Source organism: Roseateles sp. Mitsp63 (assembly GCF_059491535.1).
On the sequence record NZ_CP168509.1, the window covers coordinates 2,741,784 to 2,760,378 of the forward strand.

Annotated in this window: 17 protein-coding genes; 10 read left to right on the forward strand and 7 right to left on the reverse strand. The window is 68.8% G+C overall.

Annotated elements, in window-relative coordinates:
- Positions 1-247 precede the first annotated feature (247 nt).
- The gene (locus tag ACEN96_RS12025) at positions 248-2,146 is read left to right on the forward strand and encodes a propionate--CoA ligase (RefSeq protein WP_495588246.1); all 1,899 of its coding nucleotides are present in this window, start codon (positions 248-250) and stop codon (positions 2,144-2,146) included.
- Here the strand turns inward: ACEN96_RS12025 and ACEN96_RS12030 are convergent.
- Positions 2,124-2,981 carry an HAD family hydrolase gene (locus ACEN96_RS12030; protein ID WP_495588247.1) on the reverse strand — a complete coding sequence of 286 codons (858 nt, stop codon included), beginning with the start codon at positions 2,979-2,981 and terminating at the stop codon, positions 2,124-2,126. The genes ACEN96_RS12025 and ACEN96_RS12030 overlap by 23 nt on opposite strands.
- Before the next feature lie 96 nt (positions 2,982-3,077).
- Here ACEN96_RS12030 and mdtD point away from each other — a divergent pair, with 96 nt between their 5' ends.
- Positions 3,078-4,541 (forward strand): multidrug transporter subunit MdtD, encoded by a 1,464-nt coding sequence (mdtD, locus tag ACEN96_RS12035; protein WP_495588248.1) that lies wholly within the window; start codon positions 3,078-3,080, stop codon positions 4,539-4,541.
- Between the two features lie 72 nt (positions 4,542-4,613).
- On the opposite strand, the gene ACEN96_RS12040 is transcribed toward mdtD, so the two are convergent.
- The 3 genes from ACEN96_RS12040 to ACEN96_RS12050 all read right to left on the reverse strand — a co-directional run bounded on the left by ACEN96_RS12040 (position 4,614) and on the right by ACEN96_RS12050 (position 7,717).
- Positions 4,614-6,329, reverse strand: coding sequence for a PhoH family protein (locus ACEN96_RS12040; RefSeq protein WP_495588249.1), 1,716 nt, complete (start codon positions 6,327-6,329; stop codon positions 4,614-4,616).
- A gap of 361 nt (positions 6,330-6,690) precedes the next feature.
- Positions 6,691-7,170: a peroxiredoxin gene (locus tag ACEN96_RS12045; protein WP_343640515.1), complete on the reverse strand. Its 480-nt coding sequence runs from the start codon at positions 7,168-7,170 to the stop codon at positions 6,691-6,693.
- Positions 7,171-7,342: 172 nt separating this feature from the next.
- Positions 7,343-7,717, reverse strand: a complete 375-nt coding sequence (locus ACEN96_RS12050) for an Mth938-like domain-containing protein (RefSeq protein WP_495588250.1) — start codon at positions 7,715-7,717, stop codon at positions 7,343-7,345.
- Positions 7,718-7,848: 131 nt separating this feature from the next.
- On the opposite strand from ACEN96_RS12050, the gene ACEN96_RS12055 reads away from it, so the two are divergent.
- The 7 genes from ACEN96_RS12055 to ACEN96_RS12085 all read left to right on the forward strand — a co-directional run bounded on the left by ACEN96_RS12055 (position 7,849) and on the right by ACEN96_RS12085 (position 14,257).
- Positions 7,849-9,075, forward strand: a complete 1,227-nt coding sequence (locus ACEN96_RS12055) for a pyridoxal phosphate-dependent aminotransferase (protein WP_495588251.1) — start codon at positions 7,849-7,851, stop codon at positions 9,073-9,075.
- A 29-nt stretch (positions 9,076-9,104) separates the two neighbouring features.
- On the forward strand, positions 9,105-10,427 hold the full coding sequence (locus ACEN96_RS12060; protein ID WP_495588252.1) for a homoserine dehydrogenase: 1,323 nt from the start codon (positions 9,105-9,107) through the stop codon (positions 10,425-10,427).
- Complete coding sequence (gene thrC / locus ACEN96_RS12065) at positions 10,424-11,833, forward strand: threonine synthase (protein WP_495588253.1); 1,410 nt, start codon at positions 10,424-10,426, stop codon at positions 11,831-11,833. Before ACEN96_RS12060 ends, thrC begins: the two co-directional genes overlap by 4 nt.
- A gap of 64 nt (positions 11,834-11,897) precedes the next feature.
- Positions 11,898-13,130, forward strand: coding sequence for a molybdopterin molybdotransferase MoeA (locus tag ACEN96_RS12070; protein ID WP_495588596.1), 1,233 nt, complete (start codon positions 11,898-11,900; stop codon positions 13,128-13,130).
- A 43-nt stretch (positions 13,131-13,173) separates the two neighbouring features.
- The gene (gene moaD / locus ACEN96_RS12075) at positions 13,174-13,425 is read left to right on the forward strand and encodes a molybdopterin converting factor subunit 1 (RefSeq protein WP_495588254.1); all 252 of its coding nucleotides are present in this window, start codon (positions 13,174-13,176) and stop codon (positions 13,423-13,425) included.
- 234 nt (positions 13,426-13,659) lie between these two features.
- The gene (locus ACEN96_RS12080) at positions 13,660-13,959 is read left to right on the forward strand and encodes a type II toxin-antitoxin system RelE/ParE family toxin (protein WP_495588255.1); all 300 of its coding nucleotides are present in this window, start codon (positions 13,660-13,662) and stop codon (positions 13,957-13,959) included.
- On the forward strand, positions 13,940-14,257 hold the full coding sequence (locus tag ACEN96_RS12085) for a helix-turn-helix domain-containing protein (RefSeq protein WP_495588256.1): 318 nt from the start codon (positions 13,940-13,942) through the stop codon (positions 14,255-14,257). The genes ACEN96_RS12080 and ACEN96_RS12085 overlap by 20 nt, the downstream gene beginning before the upstream one ends.
- 13 nt (positions 14,258-14,270) lie before the next feature.
- Here the strand turns inward: ACEN96_RS12085 and ACEN96_RS12090 are convergent, their stop codons facing one another.
- Both ACEN96_RS12090 and ACEN96_RS12095 read right to left on the reverse strand, forming a co-directional pair.
- Positions 14,271-15,908, reverse strand: coding sequence for a flavin monoamine oxidase family protein (locus tag ACEN96_RS12090; RefSeq protein WP_495588257.1), 1,638 nt, complete (start codon positions 15,906-15,908; stop codon positions 14,271-14,273).
- Positions 15,905-17,512 (reverse strand): polyamine aminopropyltransferase, encoded by a 1,608-nt coding sequence (locus ACEN96_RS12095; protein WP_495588258.1) that lies wholly within the window; start codon positions 17,510-17,512, stop codon positions 15,905-15,907. The genes ACEN96_RS12090 and ACEN96_RS12095 overlap by 4 nt, the downstream gene beginning before the upstream one ends.
- A 100-nt stretch (positions 17,513-17,612) precedes the next feature.
- Here ACEN96_RS12095 and ACEN96_RS12100 point away from each other — a divergent pair, with 100 nt between their 5' ends.
- Positions 17,613-18,041: a hypothetical protein gene (locus ACEN96_RS12100; protein ID WP_495588259.1), complete on the forward strand. Its 429-nt coding sequence runs from the start codon at positions 17,613-17,615 to the stop codon at positions 18,039-18,041.
- Between the two features lie 77 nt (positions 18,042-18,118).
- On the opposite strand, the gene ACEN96_RS12105 is transcribed toward ACEN96_RS12100, so the two are convergent.
- Positions 18,119-18,559 carry a VOC family protein gene (locus ACEN96_RS12105; RefSeq protein WP_495588260.1) on the reverse strand — a complete coding sequence of 147 codons (441 nt, stop codon included), beginning with the start codon at positions 18,557-18,559 and terminating at the stop codon, positions 18,119-18,121.
- Positions 18,560-18,595: the final 36 nt, after the last annotated feature.

Below are 18,595 nucleotides of genomic sequence, written 5' to 3' on the forward strand. Positions count from 1 at the left end.
TGTTGGGCGCGGAGACTAGGCACCATCTCCGTGCCGGTCAAGCGCGAATGCCCTGGGGACCGCGCTTGGCTAGGGAAAGTCCGGGCGTGGCCGCATGACCCTTCCCAGGAAAAACCCGGATTGGACCACAGGCCCCCGACGCAGCGTTGTGAACGAAAGTTTCAGCAAAGCTCCCGGTGTCAGGATGCGTGCGTAATTCGCGCGCCGGGTCTTGCCGCCGGCGAACCAACACGACAAGGAGACCGCGATGACGTCCAGCCATGAGGACTTTTACCGGCGTTCGATTGACGATCCGGACGGCTTCTGGACCGAGCAGGCCCGGCTGATCGACTGGGACCGGCCCTTCGATCAGGTCTGCGACGCGAGCCATCCGCCGTTCGCGCGCTGGTTCGTCGGCGGGCGGACCAATCTCTGTCACAACGCGGTCGATCGCCATGCCGCCCAGCGGCCCGGCGATGCGGCGCTGATCTGGGTCTCGAGCGAAGTGGGGCAGGAGCGCGTGATCCGCTTCGCCGAATTGCAGGCCGAGGTCGAGGCCATGGCCGCGATGCTGCGCGAGCAGGGCGTGGGCATCGGCGACCGGGTCCTGATCTACATGCCGATGATCCCGGAGGCGGCGTTCGCGATGCTGGCCTGCGCGCGCATCGGTGCGATCCATTCGGTGGTGTTCGGCGGCTTCGCGAGCCATGCGCTGGCCAATCGCATCGACGACGCCGAGCCCGTGCTGATCGTCAGCGCCGACGCGGGCAGCCGCAACGGCCGCATCGTGCCGTACAAGCCGCTGCTGGACGAGGCGATCCGCCTGGCCGCGCACGCGCCGGCGAAGGTGCTGATGGTCGATCGCGGTCTGAGCGCGTTCGAGCGCGTGGCCGGCCGCGACCTGGACTACGCCGCGCAGCGCGCGCGCCTGCTCGGCACGCGGGTGCCTTGCGAGTGGCTGCCGTCCGAGGCGGTCAGCTACACCCTCTACACCAGCGGCACGACCGGCCGGCCCAAGGGCGTCCAGCGCGACGTGGGCGGCTACGCGGTCGCGCTGGCGGCGAGCATGGTCCACATCTACGACGGCCACCCGGGCGAGACCTTCTTCTCCACCAGCGACATCGGCTGGGTCGTGGGCCACAGCTACATCGTCTACGGCCCGCTGATCGCGGGCATGGCGACGCTGATGTACGAAGGCACGCCCGTGAGCCCCGACGCGGCGATCTGGTGGAAGCTGGTCGAGCAGTACCGCGTGACGGTGATGTTCAGTGCGCCGACCGCGGTGCGCGTGCTCAAGAAGCAGGATCCGGCGTGCCTGACGCGGCATGACCTGAGCTCGCTGCGGGCGCTGTTCCTGGCCGGCGAGCCGCTGGACGAGCCGACCGCGCGCTGGATCGCCGAGGCCCTGGGCAAGCCCGTCATCGACAACTACTGGCAGACGGAGACCGGCTGGCCGATCCTGACGCTGGCGCGCGGTGTCGAGCCGGTGGAGCCGCGCTTCGGATCGCCCGGCAAGCCGATGTACGGCTATCGCGTGCAGCTGCTGGACGAGCGCACGGGCGAGCTGCTCACCGAGCCGAACCGCAAGGGTCTGCTCGCGCTCGGCTTCCCGTTGCCGCCGGGCTGCATGCAGACGGTCTGGCGCGACGACGAGCGCTTCGTGCGGACCTACTGGACCAGCGTGCCCGGCCGGCAGGTCTACTCGACCTTCGACTGGGCGCTGCGCGACGAGGACGGCTACTACTTCATCCTCGGCCGCAGCGACGACGTCATCAACGTCGCCGGCCACCGGCTCGGCTCGCGCGAGATCGAGGAGTGCATCGCCGGCCATCCGGCCGTGGCCGAGGTCGCGGTGGTGGGCGTCGCCGACGCGCTCAAGGGGCAGGTCGCGCGCGCCTTCGCGGTGCTGAAGGATCCGGCCCGCGCGGCCACGCCCGATCAGGCGCTGGTGCTCGAGGCCGAGATCCTGCGGCGCGTGGACCAGCAGCTGGGGGCGGTCGCGCGGCCGTCGCGCGTGAGCTTCGTCGGGCTGCTGCCCAAGACGCGTTCCGGCAAGCTGCTCCGCCGCGCGATCCAGGCGGTGTGCGAGCAGCGCGATCCCGGCGACCTGATCACGCTCGACGATCCCGCCGCGCTGCAGCAGATCAAGGCAGCGGTCGAGGGCTGAAGGCGCGCCAGTCGTCGCGGATGAAGCGCACCACCGCGTCCTCGTGGTGGGCGCCGATGATGCGGTGCGCGGCCAGCTTGACGTCGTCGCTGGCATTCGCCACGGCGATGGCGTGATGCGCCGCCTTCAGCATCGTCAGGTCGTTGACCTGGTCGCCGAAGACCACCAGCTCGCGCTCGTGCAGCGCGTAGCGCTGGGCCAATGTCGCGATCGCCTGGTCCTTGCTGGCGCGGCGGTCGTGCACGTTCAGCCAGGGCCAGCCTGGCATGTACAGGTCCTCGGCCAGATGCGTCGTGACCAGGTCGCCGCAGGTGGCGAGGATCTCGGCCTGCAGTGCTTCCAGCGTCGGCGCCCGGCCGACGACGAGCAGCGTGACCATCGGGTCCTTCAACTGGTCCTGCAGGCGGGCGACCTGGCGCAGGCGCGGATCGGCATTGCGTTGGCGCTCGGCGACGAAGCGCTGCTGACCCTCGTTCTGCACTTCCTGCCAGAACAGCTGGTCGCCTTTGGCGCCGTGCGTCGCGATGAAGGGCATCAGGCCGTGCCGCCGCACCAGCGCGAAGATCGACTGGCCCAGCGCAGGCGCCATCGCGTTGACGAGCTCGTGCCGGCCGGTGCGCAGGTCGCTGATGTAGGCGCCGTTGGACGAGACGACCGGCAGCGAGATCGGCAGCCCGTCCAGGATGCGGGCGATCGACACCACGTGCCGCGCGCTGGCGACGGTGAAGGCCAGGCCTTCGGCGAGGAGTTCGGTCAGGCCCGCGCGGGTGGCGTCGGAGAGCCGGGCTTGCGGGTCGAGCAGGGTGCCGTCGAGATCGGAAACGTAGAAGCGCATGGGTCGTTCGGGCGGGCGATCACCGTGATCGCCGCGATCGCCGCGATAGGCGCACATCCTACGCTGGCGCGGTTCGATACTTGCCGGATGCCGCCCATGCCTTCCTCCTCGACGACCCCGCTCGACGTGCTCGGCCGCCCCGTGCTCGACGACGCCACCCGCCGCTGGCTGCCCTGGGTGGTCGCGCTGGCGTTCTTCATGCAGACGCTGGACACGACCATCCTCAACACGGCGCTGCCGGGCATGGCTCGCGACCTCGGCGAGGACCCGCTGCGGATGCAGTCGGCCGTCGTCGCCTATCTGCTGACGGTGGCCTTGCTGATTCCCGCTTCCGGGTGGCTGGCGGACCGCTTCGGCACCCGGACCGTCTTCCTGTGGGCGATCGCGCTGTTCAGTCTGGGCTCGCTGGCCTGCGCGCTGTCGCCCAGCCTGCACGTGCTGGTCGCGGCGCGCGTGGTGCAGGGGGTCGGCGGCGCGCTGCTGGTGCCGGTGGGACGGCTGGTGGTGCTGCGGGCCTTTCCGAAGGCGGAGTTCCTCGCGGTGATGACCTTCATCAGCCTGCCCGGGCTGGTCGGGCCGTTGCTCGGGCCGACGCTGGGCGGCGTGCTGACGGAGTTCGTCAGCTGGCACTGGATCTTCCTGATCAACCTGCCGGTCGGCCTGGCCGGCGCCTTCGCCTGCCGGCGCTACATGCCGCAGATCAAGGGACCCGTCGGGCGGCGCTTCGACTGGGGCGGCTATGGGCTGTTCAGCCTGGGGCTGATGCTGCTGTCGCTGGCGCTGCAGGGCTTTGGCGAGCACGTCGTCAGCACGGCGCTCTGCGTCGTGATGCTGGTGGCCGGCGTGGCCTGCATGATGGCCTACTGGCTGCACGCGACGCGCGCCGAGGAGCCGCTGTTCTCGCCCGCGCTCTTCGCCGTGCCGACCTTCCGCATCGGGCTGCTGGGCAATGTGTTCGCGCGGCTGGGCAGCGGCGCGACGCCGTTCCTGACGCCGCTGTTCCTGCAGGTGGGACTGGGCTTCACGCCCAGCGAGGCCGGCCTGTCGATGATTCCGTCGGTGCTGGGCGCGATGTTCACCAAGACGCTGGCGATCCGCCTGATCCGGCGCGCCGGCTACCGCCGCGTGCTGATCGTCAACACGCTGCTGCTGGGACTGCTGATCGCGAGCTTCGCGCTGATCCCGCGCGGCGTCGGGCATGTGTGGCTGGCGATCCATCTCGGGACCTTCGGGATGATCAACAGCATGCAGTTCACCGCGATGAACACGCTGACGCTGGGCGACCTCGACGAGCGCACCGCCAGTGCCGGCAACAGCCTGCTGGCGGTGGTGATGCAGCTCTCGATGAGCCTGGGCGTGGCGACCTCGAGCGCCTTCCTGCTGCTGTTCTCGCACGGCCTGCCGCGCACCGAGGGCGCCGCGATCGTGCCCGCGTTCCATGGCACCTACCTCGCGCTGGGCGCGATGGCGGCGATGGCCTCGTTCATCTTCCATCAGCTGCGGCTCGATGAGGGCGCCGCCGAGGAAACCGTGCAGTCCAAGCTGACGCCGGAAGAGTAGGGCGGGGCGGGCAGACGCGCGGCATGAAAAAAGCCACCCCGAGGGGTGGCTTCGTCGTGGAGCGCGTCCGGCTCAGAGCACTTCGGAGGCGAAGTCCGCGAGCCGCGAGCGCTCGCCGCGCGCGAGCGTGACGTGGCCGCTGTGGGCCCAGCCCTTGAACTTGTCGACCGCGAAGGTCAGGCCCGAGCTGCCTTCCGTCAGGTACGGCGTGTCGATCTGCGCCAGGTTGCCCAGGCAGACGATCTTCGTGCCCGGACCCGCGCGCGTGATCAGCGTCTTCATCTGCTTGGGCGTCAGGTTCTGCGCCTCGTCGATGATCACGTACTTGTTCAGGAAGGTGCGGCCGCGCATGAAGTTCAAGCTCTTGATCTTGATCTTGCTGCGCACCAGGTCGTTGGTCGCCGCCCGGCCCCATTCGCCCGCGGCGCTGTCGCCGCGCGCCAGCACCTCGAGGTTGTCGTCGAGCGCGCCCATCCACGGGCTCATCTTTTCCTCTTCGGTGCCGGGCAGGAAGCCGATGTCCTCGCCGACCGGGACCGTCACGCGGGTCACGATGATCTCGCTGTAGCGGCGCTCGTCCAGCACCTGCGACAGGCCCGCGGCCAGCGTCATCAGCGTCTTGCCGGTGCCGGCCGAGCCGGTCAGCGTGACGAAGTCGCAGTCCGGGTCCATCAGCAGGTTCAGCGCGAAGTTCTGCTCGCGGTTGCGCGCGGTCACGCCCCACACCGAGTGCTTCTGGTGGCCGAAATCCTTGAGCGTGCGCAGCACCGCGGTCTTGCCGGTGATCTCCTGCACCTTGGCATAGAGCGGCGCGGCGCCGGGCGCCTCCAGATAGACCAGCTGGTTCACCAGCAGCGTGGGCACCAGCGGACCGCTGATGCGGTAGAAGGTCGTGCCGCCTTGCTGCCAGCTCTCCATGGTCTTGCCATGGCGCTCCCAGAAGTCCGCCGGCAGGGCCTGGACGCCGGTGTAGAGGAGGTCGGAATCCTCCAGCGTCTTGTCGTTGCGGTAGTCCTCGGCCGCCAGGCCCAGCGCCCGGGCCTTGACGCGCATGTTGATGTCCTTGGACACCAGCACCACCTCGCGGCCCGGCTGCTGCGCCTTGAGCGCCTGCACGACACCCAGGATCTGGTTGTCGGCCTTGCCCTGCGGCAGGCCCTGCGGCAGCGGGGCCTCGAACAGCGTCGTCTGGAAGAACAGCTTGCCGCCGGCCTCGCGGTGGCCGGTCTGGTCCAGCGGCAGGCCCTTGGACATTTCCTCGATCGAGCTCGATTTCAGCGACGCGGCCAGCGCGTCCAGGTCTCGGCTGACCTGGCGCACGTTGCGCGCGACTTCGGTCATGCCCTTCTTGTGGCCGTCCAGCTCCTCGAGCGTGATCATCGGCAGGTAGATGTCGTGCTCCTCGAATCTGAAGAGCGACATCGGGTCATGCATCAGCACGTTGGTGTCGAGCACGAACAGCTTGGCGTCGCCGGCCGGCTTGCGCGCCTTGGCGCGACCGGCGGCGGCCTTCTTGGCCGGGGCATTGGGCACCGCCGGCGGCACGAGGGCCAGCGACGGCGAACCGCCGCCGCGTGCCTCGACCGGCTCGGCGCGCGAGCGCGCGCCAGCCGCGGGAGGCTGCGCGGGCGAGGCGGCGGGGAGCGTGGCCTCGGCGAGGTTGGAGGCAAGCGGGGCGGCGGAGGAGGCCTCGTGCGCGGGAGGACGTTTGCTGGGCGACAGGTTGGTCGCGAAGGCGTCGGAATCTAGGCGGCTGGCGCGCTTGGTCGGAGGCTTGGGCAGTGGCATGTGCGGGGGTGACGGGCTTGCGTGGTGAGCCTGGGTCGGTGCGGACCAGGGGTCATGCCCCAGGCCTGACGGGCGGTGGCGATGCCGGAGGTGTCGGCGGCATCGGCGGCCTCGAAGTCGCTGGCGGACCCCAGAAGACAAAAAGCCGCACCGGGGGCGGTGCGGCTCGTCCTTCGGGATTCAATCGCTGCGATCAGGCACAGGGGCATGCGGCCGATTATGCACAACTCACCGGGTGTGCCCGTGACGGACGGATGGCGGCGTTGCTGTCGGACGGCGCCTCATCGCGGTCGGTGGAAACCCGGGGTGCGGAATGCCGGCGGCGGTGGTCCGATCCAGGGTTTACCTTCCGACGCGACGATCAGGCGGCTTCCTTCTTGAGCGCCTTGACCGCCTTCAGGACTTCGTCGACGTGGCCGGCGACCTTGATGCCGCGCCATTCCTCGCGCAGGATGCCCTGGGCATCGATCAGGAAGGTCGAGCGCTCGATGCCCTTGACCTTCTTGCCATACATGATCTTGTTCTTCACGACGCCGAACATGTGGCAGAGCTTTTCCTCGGTGTCGGCGATCAGCTCGAAGGGGAGTTCCAGGTTCTGCTTGAACTTGTCGTGCGAGGCCATGTTGTCGCGCGAAACGCCCAGCACGACGGCGCCGGCCTTCACGAAATCCTTGTGGCGGTCGCGGAACTGCATCGCTTCGGTGGTGCAGCCCGGGGTGTTGTCCTTCGGGTAGAAGTACAGCACCACGGCATGGCCCAGGAAGGCCTGGGGTGTGAACTTCACGCCTCCCGTGGCAAGAGCTTCAATATCCGGAAGGGGTTTGTTGAGCGCTGGCGTCATGTGGCGTTCTTCAGAGAGATGTGCCCCGGCGGGCATAGCCAGCGATTATACGTTGAATGGGTCGTTCCCTGGCCTGGACGGCAAGGACGAGTCGGTGCGCTCCCACAGAGAGGGAAGGCATCCCTGCCGCTGCCACCCGCGAATGGGGTGGCCCGGGACGATCGCGTCCCGTTCAGTCCTCGATCAGCAGGGCCGCCAGGACCGCGCGCCCTTCGCTGGCGAGCACGTTGTAGGTGCGGCAGGCGGCGCCGATGTCCATGGTCTCCATGCCGATGCGTGCATCGATCAGGCCGCGGTACAGCGCCGGCTTGACGAAGCGGATCTTCGAGCCGCTGCCGAAGATCACCAGCTCCGGCTTGAGCCGCAGGATGCGCTCGAAGTGGGCCTCGGTGAGATCCTCGAAGCGGCGCACGCTCCAGTCCTCGGGCTGGCCCTGCCACGGCACGAGGACGCTGTGGGCCTGCTCGACGCCGTTGACCCAGACGTGGTGCAGGTCGTGCCTGGAGATGCTGTTGCCGCCCAGCGGCAGGTCGGGTTGAAATTTCATTGAGGCTGATTTTGGCAGCGACGCAGGGTGGCATCGGACTCGCGTGCGATTACCCGCGATAACCCTGTGTTTAAATCGACGCTCCCCGATTTTCCCTCTGGGAACCCGTGAAACCCTGATCCGGAGCCATCTTGAGAACCGTCACCAAGTCCAGCAAATTGGCCAATGTCTGCTACGACATCCGGGGACCCGTGCTGGACAAGGCCCGGCAGATGGAGGAAGAGGGCCAGAAGATCATCAAGCTGAATATCGGCAACATCGCCGCCTTCGGCCTGATGCCGCCCGACGAGATCGTGCAGGACATGATCCGCAACCTGCCCGACGCGGCGGGCTACACCGATTCGAAGGGCCTGTTCGCGCCGCGCAAGGCGGTGGTCCATTACTGCCAGGAAAAGGGCATCCGCGGCGTCGCGATCGATGATGTCTACCTCGGCAACGGCGCCTCCGAACTGATCGTGATGGCGCTGAACGCCTTGCTGGACAACGGCGACGAGGTGCTGCTGCCCGCGCCGGACTATCCGCTGTACACGGCGGCCGTGGCGCTGTCGGGCGGCAATCCGGTGCACTACGTCTGCGACGAATCCAGCGACTGGTTCCCGGACATCGCCGACATCCGGTCCAAGATCACGCCGCGCACGAAGGCGATCGTCGTGATCAACCCGAACAACCCGACCGGCGCGCTCTATCCGGAGCCGCTGCTGCGCGAGATCGTCGAGATCGCGCGCCAGCACCAGCTGATCATCCTGGCCGACGAGATCTACGACAAGACGCTGTACGACGGCAACGTGCACACCAGCATCGCGTCGCTGTCGGACGACGTGCTGACGCTGACCTTCAACGGGCTGTCGAAGAACTACCGCAGCTGCGGCTATCGCGCCGGCTGGATGGTGGTCTCCGGCGACAAGCGCCATGCGCTGGACTACATCACGGGCCTGAACATGCTGGCCTCGATGCGGCTGTGCGCGAACACGCCGGGCCAGCTCGCGATCCAGACCGCGCTGGGCGGCTATCAATCGATCAAGGACCTGGTGGCGCCGGGCGGACGCCTGGCGCGCCAGCGCGACCTCGCCTACGAGCTGCTGTCGCAGATCCCGGGCGTGAGCGTCGTCAAGCCCAAGGCCGCGCTGTACATGTTCCCCCGCCTCGACCCCAAGATCTATCCGATCGAGGACGACCAGCAGTTCGCCTACGAGCTGCTGGCCGAGGAGAAGGTGCTGATCGTCCAGGGGACGGGCTTCAACTGGAAGGCCCCCGATCATTTCCGGCTCGTGTTCCTGCCCAACACGGACGATCTCCGTGAAGCCGTCGGCCGCATCGAGCGTTTCCTGGCCACCTATCGCAAACGCCACGGACGCTGACCTCTCGACCTTCTGAAAGACCCATGACGATGAACCCGATCAAAGTTGGCCTGCTGGGCATTGGCACCGTCGGCGGCGGCACGTTCCAGGTGCTGCGCCGCAACCAGGAAGAGATCCGCGGACGCGCCGGCCGCGGCATCGAGATCGCGATGGTGGCCGACCTGGACGTGGAGCGCGCCAGGAGCATCGTCGGCGACGCCTGCGCCGTGGTGGCGGACGCGCGCGAGGTGATCGCGAATCCGGAGATCGACATCGTCGTCGAGCTGATCGGCGGCTACGGCATCGCGCGCACGCTGGTGCTGGACGCGATCAAGGCCGGCAAGCACGTGGTCACGGCCAACAAGGCGCTGCTGGCGGTGCATGGCAGCGAGATCTTCGCCGCCGCGCGCGAGCAGGGCGTGATGGTCGCCTTCGAGGCGGCGGTGGCCGGCGGCATCCCCATCATCAAGGCGCTGCGCGAGGGGCTGACCGCCAACCGCATCGAGTGGATCGCCGGCATCATCAACGGCACGACCAACTTCATCCTGTCGGAGATGCGCTCCAAGGGGCTGGACTTCGCGACGGTGCTGAAGGAGGCGCAGCGGCTGGGCTATGCCGAGGCCGATCCGACCTTCGACATCGAGGGCGTCGACGCCGCGCACAAGGCCACGATCATGAGCGCGATCGCGTTCGGCATCCCGGTGCAGTTCGAGCAGGCGCATGTCGAGGGCATCACGGCGCTGCAGGCCACCGACATCAAGTACGCCGAGCAGCTCGGCTACCGCATCAAGCTGCTGGGCATCGCGCGCCGCCGGCAGGACGTGAAGGACGGCGGCATCGAGCTGCGCGTGCACCCGACGCTGATCCCGGCGAACCGCCTGATCGCCAACGTCGAGGGCGCAATGAACGCGGTGCTGGTGCAGGCCGACGCGGTCGGCACCACGCTGTACTACGGCAAGGGCGCGGGCGCGGAGCCGACGGCCTCGGCGGTGATCGCCGACCTGGTCGACATCACGCGCCTGGCGACGGCCGATCCGGACCACCGCGTGCCGCACCTGGCCTTCCAGCCGGACGCGATGAACGACACGCCGATCCTGCCGATGGAGCAGGTGCAGACCGCCTTCTATCTGCGCCTGCGCGTGGCGGACCAGGCGGGCGTGCTGTCGCGCATCACGACCATCCTGGCCGAGCACGAGATCAGCATCGACGCGGTGCTGCAGCGCGAGTCGGCCGAAGGCGAGAGCCAGACCGACCTGATCATCCTGACGCACGACACGCGGGAAGGCCGCATGAGCGAGGCGCTGGCGAAGATGCAGGCGCTGGAGACGGTGCTGGCGCCGATCGTGAAGCTGCGCAAGGAAGAGCTGGCGTGAAGTACCTGAGCACCCGCGGCGACAAGGCCGAGCGCCACTTCTGCGACATCCTGCTGGAGGGCCTGGCGCCCGATGGCGGGCTGTACCTGCCGACCTCCTATCCGCGGGTCGACGCCGCGACGCTGGCGCGCTGGCGCGGGCTGTCGTACGCCGACCTGGCCTTCGAGATCCTGTCGCTCTACATCGACGACATCCCGGCCGCGGACCTGAAGGCGATCGTGCATCGCACCTACACCGAGGCCGTCTTCGGCACGCCGCAGATCACGCCGCTCAAGCCGCTGGAGCCGGGGCTGGCGCTGGTCGCGCTGTCCAACGGGCCGACGCTGGCCTTCAAGGACATGGCGATGCAGCTGCTCGGACAGCTGTTCGAGTACGAGCTCCAGCGCCGCGGCGAGACGCTGAACATCCTGGGCGCCACCTCCGGCGACACCGGCAGCGCCGCCGAATACGCGATGCGCGGCAAGGCCGGCATCCAGGTCTTCATGCTGAGCCCGCATGGCCGCATGAGCCCGTTCCAGCAGGCGCAGATGTTCAGCCTGGCGGATCCCAACATCCACAACATCGCCGTGCAGGGCGTGTTCGACGACTGCCAGGACATCGTCAAGGCGGTCTCCAGCGACCTCGAGTTCAAGCGCGGCCATCGCATCGGCACGGTCAACTCGATCAACTGGGCGCGGCTGCTGGCGCAGGTCGTCTACTACTTCGCGGCCTACTTCCAGGCGACCAAGGGCGAGGGCGAGCGCGTCGCCTTCACCGTGCCCTCGGGCAACTTCGGCAACGTCTGCGCCGGCCATGTGGCCCGCATGATGGGCCTGCCGATCGAACGCCTGGTCGTGGCCACGAACGAGAACGACGTGCTCGACGAGTTCTTCCGCACCGGCGTGTATCGCCCCCGCGGCGCCGAGCACACGCTGGAGACCTCCAGCCCGTCGATGGACATCTCCAAGGCCAGCAACTTCGAGCGCTTCGTCTTCGACCTGCTGGACCGCGACGCGGCGCGCGTGAAGCGGCTGTTCGGCGAGGAACTGGCCTCGAAGGGCTTTTTCGAGATCAGCGCCGAGGAGCGCGCGCGGATCTCGGCGCGCTATGGCTTCATCTCGGGCCGCAGCACGCATGAGGACCGTGTCGCGACGATCCGCCAATGCCATGCGCGGTACGGCGTGATCATCGACACGCACACGGCGGATGGCCTCAAGGTCGCGCTCGCGAACCGCCAGTCCGGCGTGCCGATGCTGGTGCTGGAGACGGCGCTGCCGGCCAAGTTCGCCGCGACGATCGAGGAAGCGCTGGGCGTCGTGCCGCCGCGGCCCGCCGCGCTGGCCGACCTGGAGTCGCGTCCGAAGCGGGTCGCCGTGTTGCCGGTCTCGGTCGAGCAGGTCAAGCAGTTCATCGTCGAGCATGTCTGACGCCGCCACGCCTGGTCCCGTGCCCGATGCCAAGGCGGCGCCGGCCGCCGGCGCGCGCGCGCCGATGATGCCGATGGAGGAGGCCCTGGAGCGCCTGCTCTCGCAGGTGGCGGCGCTGGGCCGGACCGAGGCGGTGGCGACGCCGCTGGCGCGCGGCCGCGTGCTGGCGCGGGACCTGGTGTCGCCGCTGGACGTTCCGCCCTACGACAACAGCGCGATGGACGGCTACGCGATGCGCGCGGCCGACGTCGCGGCCCAGGGCGGCGAGGGCGCGGTGCTGGCGGTGTCGCAACGCGTGCCGGCGGGCTCGGTGCCGGTGGCGCTGCAGCCAGGCACGGCCGCGCGGATCTTCACCGGCGCGACGGTGCCGGAGGGCGCCGATGCCGTGCTGATGCAGGAGCACTGCGAGGCGATCGCCGACCCCGCGGGCGCGGGCCTCGGGCGGGTCCGCATCAACGCAGCGCTGACGCCCGGACTTCACATCCGCCGCCGCGGCGAGGATCTGCGCATCGGTCAGACGGTGCTGAGCGCCGGGTCGCGCCTGAATGCCGCATCGCTGGGACTGGCGGCGACCGCGGGCGCGGCGGCGCTGACGGTGGCCGCGCGTCCGCGTGTCGCGCTGTTCTCGACCGGCGATGAGCTGGTGCTTCCCGGTCAGCCGCTCGGCCCGGGCCAGATCTACAACTCCAACCGCACGACGCTGCATGCGCTGCTGCTGGCGATGGGGTGCGAGGTGCGGGACCTGGGCATCGTGCCCGACACGCTGGACGCGACGCGCGCGGCGCTGCGCGACGCGGCGAAGGACGTGGACCTGATCCTCAGCTCGGGCGGCGTGTCCGTCGGCGAGGAGGACCATCTGAAGCCCGCGCTCGAGCGCGAGGGCCGGCTGGACCTCTGGCAGATCGCGATCAAGCCGGGCAAGCCGCTGGCGTTCGGCGAGGTGACCAGCCATGGCGGCCGCACCTGGTTCATGGGCCTGCCGGGCAATCCGGTGTCGAGCTTCGTGACCTTCCTGCTGTTCGTGCGGCCGGTGCTGCTGCGGATGCAGGGCGCGACGCAACTGGCGCCGCGCGGCTTCCAGCTGCCGGCCGAATTCACCTGGACCAAGGCGGACAAGCGCCGCGAGTTCCTGCGCGCGAAGCTGAGCGACGCGGGCGGGCTGCAGCTGTTCGGCAACCAGAGTTCCGGCGTGATGAGCTCGGCCGCGTGGGCGGACGGGCTGATCGACCTGCCGCCGGGCAGCACGGTCGAGCCCGGACAACTGCTGCGCTTCCTGTCCTTCAACGACCTGTTCTGATCCGGGATCCACGTCCCGGTGCGACCTGACGAGCTGTATTGAGATGACGATCACCGTGCGCTACTTCGCCTCGCTGCGCGAGGCCCTCGGGACCGACGAGCGCATCGCGCATCACGCGGGCGCGACGCTGGGCTCGATCCGCGACGCGCTGATCGCCAGCGATGCGGCGCATGCCCAGGCGCTGGCCCGCGGCAAGGCGATCCGCTGCGCGCTGGACCAGCAGATCCTGCCGGAAGACACGCCGGTGAAGGACGGCTCGGAAGTGGCGTTCTTCCCGCCGGTCACGGGCGGCTGAACGGGCGGCTGAGCGCCCGGCACGCGGGATGCGTGCCTCGACCAACACTAACACCCCCTTCGGGGTGCCGCCTTCAGCGCGAAGTCAGACCTGTCAAAACCTGGCACCGTTCTGCATTCCCGTGATGCATGGAGGCGGGCATGGCTGGACCGGTGTTCGTGATCGAGGGTTTTCTACGCTGGATGCGAAAGCAAGGCCTGCGGAGACAGTGACCTGTGCGATGCCGTGGCTGAAATGGCACAGGGCCTGATCGATGCAGATCTTGGTAGTGGACTCGTCAAGAAGCGGATCGCACGATGCGGCGCGGGCAAGCGTGGCGGGTACCGGGTATTCGTCGCCAATCGACGCGGCGGCCCTTGGTTCTTCATCAAGGGCTACGCGAAGAACGTGATGGATGACGTGGACGCCGAGACGCTGCTCCTGTGCAGGACCGCCGCTCGCGAATTGGCCGCCATGTCGGAAAGGACACTGGCGGAGTCGGTGGCGGATCGACAACTGAAAGAGGTGTGTTGTGATGCGCAAACGGAAGAATGAGACCGTCAAGGAGATCTTGAAGATGAGTCGGGCGCTGCATGAGTGCGGCGCCTTCGATGACGATGCGATCCGGCGGATCGAGCACGCGGGGATGTTGCCGCCGGAGCCCATGACGCCGAAGGATTTCCGGCTGATCCGGGAGCAGTCGTCCTACAGCGTGTACACGCTGGCGCGCATGCTCAATACGACCGCGAAGCGCCTTAGGCGCTGGGAGCTCGGGCAAGGCAAGCCGCATGGCGCGGAACTGAGGCTGCTGCGCATGATGCGGGAGCGCGGTGTTGATGCGGTATTCCCGTGATGGAGGGGCGGGGTCAACGTCCCGCGCGGTCGCTCTTGAGCAGCCTGGCCGCCACCGCTTCGCCCTGCGTGAACGCTTCCTCGAACACCGAATAGCCCGCCAGGTCCGCGTGCGCGAAGTGCAGCCGGCCCTGTGAGCGCTCGCGCAGCGAAGCCAGCGCCGCCGAGCCCCGCAGCCCTGGATGCGGAATGCTCATCGCGTGCCCATAGCGCATCAACTCGATGCGCTGCAGCCGCTCCGGCAGGTCCGGATGCAGCGGCGCCATGTCGGCCAGCACGCGGCCTGCCCAGGCGCGCCAGTCGTCCTGCAGCAGATCCTTGCGCTGCGACTCGCGCAGGGCGCGATAGGCCGTCAGCACCAGCGGGCCGCGGCTCGGATCGAGATCCTGCTGGTCCGCGTTGACGTAGCCCAGCGCCTCGCCGCCGTAGACGACGTTGTCCCACGACAGCGGCGCGCCGAGCCGCTCCAGCGGCGGCGCGTCGAGCAGCAGGTTCGCGACCAGCCACGGCGCGTAGCGCATGCCGCGCGCCGCATCGGTCAGCGCGGCCGGCGGCTGCTCCGGCAGCCTCGCGCCGATGAACAGCGGCATCGCCATCACGACCTGGTCCGCTTCCCAGCGCTCGGCGGCCTGCTCCCGGCCGTTCCAGACCAGCACCTGCACGCCGTGCCGTTCCTCGCGAAGACGCACCGCGGTGCGGCCGCCGTGGAAGGCATCGGCCAGCGGCGCGGCCAGGCGCTCCGACAGCCACCCGTTGCCCTGCGGCCAGGTCAGCACGGCCTCGCGTTCCTCGCCGCTCATGAAGCCATGCCGGCTGCCGAAGTAGTGCAGGCCCGCCCAGGCCGACACCTGCGAGGCATCGGCGCCGTAGTCGTCGCGGCAGCAGTAGTTGAGGTACCAGCGCAGCGGCGCGGCCGTCAGCCGCTGCTCGTCGAGCCACGCCGCGAAGGTCTTCGCGTCCAGCGCCTGATGCGCAGGCGACCACGCCTGCTTCGAGCTCGGCATCGAGAAGCCGATGTCGCGCCGCGCCTGCTCGACGAGTTCGCCGAAGCGGCGGTACTGCGCCAATTCGTCCGGCGTCCGCGCCGGCGGCAGCAGGCCGTCGACCCATTGATCGTTCCACCAGAGCCGCTCCTGCGGGCTGTGGCAGAGCCAGCGCTCGTCGTAGACCCAGCGGCCGTGCTCCAGGCTCGCGAGGCCGAGGTCCTCCAGCAGCGTCCGCACTTCCACGGCGTCGGGGCCCGGCGTCGGCAGGTAGTGGGCGCCGAGCGGGCAGCGCAGGCCTTCGCCAGGCGCCGATCCCGCGCCGATACGATGGCCACGGCTGTTGCCGCCCGGGTGATCCTCCAGATCGAGCAGCGCGACATCGATGCCGCGCAGCCGCAGCCGGCGCGCGCAGGCCAGCCCCGCGATGCCGGCGCCCAGCACCAGCACCTGCGCCCGCTTCGGCGAGCCCGCGGCGGATGACCAGGCGGGCAGGGCGCCGCGCAGGCGGTGTCCGCGCTCCCAGTTCGCGCCGGTCCATCCGCCGGGGATCCCGGCCAGGCGCGAGGCCAGCCGGTCCGCCATGGGCCGCGCGTCGCGCCCGCAGGCGGACAGCATCGGCACCAGCGAACTCGCCAGCGTCCGCGTCAGCAGCTCACGGCGATTCAATGCAGCTTGCCCCATTCGCGCTCGAACTCATGGACCAGCACCTGGTTGGAGAGCCGGTTCACTTCGAGCCCTTCGGGCCGCGCCATGTCGGGCGGGAAATTCATCAGCGCGGGCATGCCGTCCAGACTCAGGAATCGCAGCCCCGCCGGCAACTGGCGCGGCATCGCCCACGGCCGGTGGCTGGCCAGCACATAGCCCCATTCGCCGAAGCTCGGCACATGCGCGTGATACGGCGTCGCGACCAGCCCCACCGACTCGACGGTGTTGACCACGGTCCAGAACGCGCGCGGCGCGACCAGCGGCGAAGTCGACTGGATCACCGCGTAGCCGGAGGCGCTCAGGTGCTGGTCGACCAGCTTGTAGAAGCTGGCCGTGTAGAGCTTGCCCAGCGCGAAGTTGCTGGGGTCGGGGAAGTCGATGACGATGACGTCGTAGGTCTCGTCGCTGGTCTCCAGCCAGCCGAAGGCGTCGGCATTGACGATGTGGAGCTTGGGGCTGAGCAGCGACGCCTTGTTGAGCTGCTTCAGCAGCGGCATCGTCGAGAACAGCGTCGTCATGTGCGGGTCCAGCTCGACCAGCGTGATGTGCTCGACGGATGGATAGCGCAGGATCTCGCGCACCGCCATGCCGTCGCCGCCGCCCAGCACCAGCACCTTGCGCGGCGCTCCCTGGGCGGCCATCGCGGGATGCACGAGCGCCTCGTGATAGCGGTACTCGTCGCGCGAGTGGAATTGCAGATTGCCGTTGAGGAACAGCCGCGTTCCGCCCGCGCCCTGCGTGACGACGATGCGCTGGTAGCTGCTGCTCTCCTTGAAGACGATCTGCTCGCCGTAGAAGCGGTCCTCGGCCCAGGTGCTGAGGCGGTCCGCGCCGGCCATCGCGGCGACCAGCAGCGCGATCGACACGGCGCAGGTCAGCGCATGCGAGCGCCAGGCGCGAAGCTCGGCGCGGAAGAGCCACAGCGCCCATACCGCGACGGCGACATTCAGCAGCCCGAAGAACAGGCCCGTGCGCACCAGGCCCAGGTTGGGCACCAGCAGCAAGGGGAAGGCGACGGCGACGAGCAGCGCGCCCAGGTAGTCGAAGGTCAGCACCTGCGACACCAGTTCCTTGAGCGCATAGCGCTGGCGGAAGTGGCGCTTGAGGATGCGCATCACCAGCGGGATCTCCAGCCCGACCAGCGTGCCCACGAGCAGCACCAGCCCGTAGAGCAGCACGCGGAAGGCCATCCCCTGCGAGGGAGGGAGCAGGCTGTGCGCGGTGAAGAGCGCGGCGGGCATCAGCCCGCCGACGACGCCCACGAGCAGTTCCAGCCGCAGGAAGTGCGCGACCAGCTGCCGGTCGATGTAGCGCGACAGCCAGGAGCCCAGTCCCATCGCGAACAGATAGGCGCCGATGATGGTGGAGAACTGCAGGACCGAGTCGCCGAGCAGGTAGCTGGCGAGCGCGCCGGCGGCGAGTTCGTAGACGAGGCCGCAGGCCGCGATGACGAAGACGCTGGCGAGCAGCAGGACCTCGGGCAGCGAGGCGCGGGAGCGGACGTCGGGGGCTGCGCCGTCGCCGTCCATCGGGGAGGGCGAGCCGGCGGAGGGGTGCTGGGACATGGGGCGCGAGGCTATCACGCGCGGGAGTCCCTCCAGCGGGGGACCCGCGCTCGCTGCTCACCCGGAAGAGGCAGGCGCGCGGCCGCCCGGATCGCTATTCTTGGATCTCCATTCCCTTGCCTTGCTCATCATGTCGACCGACGCCTGCCATCAGCTCCGCCGCAGCCTGCTCGAACTCCACCGCGCCCTGGTCGAGCTCGAACGCGGTGACTATCAGAAGACCCATGGCCCGCAGAGCGCGGGTGAGTTCCTCCAGGTCCTGGCCTTCAGCGACGAGATGCGCTGGCTGGAGCCCCTGAGCCGCCTGATCACGATGCTGGACGAGGCGATCGACGGGCTGGCCGACGCGGGCGCCACGCCGCTGCCGGTGGCGCAGCGCGCCCGCGATCTGCTGAGCCTGGATCGCGACAGCGAGGACCCGTTCAAGCGCCGCTACGCGCAGCGCTTCGATCAATCGCCTGAGCTCGTGCAGGCGCATGCCGCGACCCTGGTGGCGCTGAAGGCGGTGGGGACGGTGGCGCCAGACTGAGACCGCACGCCGTCTGATCGATGCAGATCTCGGTAGTGGACTCTTCATGAGGAGGTGTACACACGCACTGCTTCTCCTCAGCGAGAACCTCTAGCGCGTACCTCCGGCAGTCGCCGTCGAGCGGGCTCATGGAAGTTCAACATCCATTGCACACCGAAGCGGTCCGTCAGCTTTCCGTGGTAGTCGCCCCATGGCTGCATGCCGAGTGCAGTCGTTACGAGACCTCCTGAACTCAACGCGCTGAACAGCCGATCGGTCGATTGCCTGCTGTCCATCGCAAGATGGTGAGCGGACCCTCGCATCGGCTCGGCGTCGTCGTTGTCCGAGGCGTAGAAGACGACGCCGTCTCCTTCGAACTTGGCGTGCATGACCTTCCCGAGCATTGCCTCGCTCTTGGCGGGCATCCCGTCCGCGTCGTACCGCAGCATCTCGACAATCCGGCCCAGGCCGCATGCCTCATAGAAGCGCAGGGCCTCCTCGCAGGCGTCAGTAAAGAACAGGTAGTTTGAAAGCAGCATCAAGCGCTCCCGGTAGAAGGCATGGAGGCGCGACAG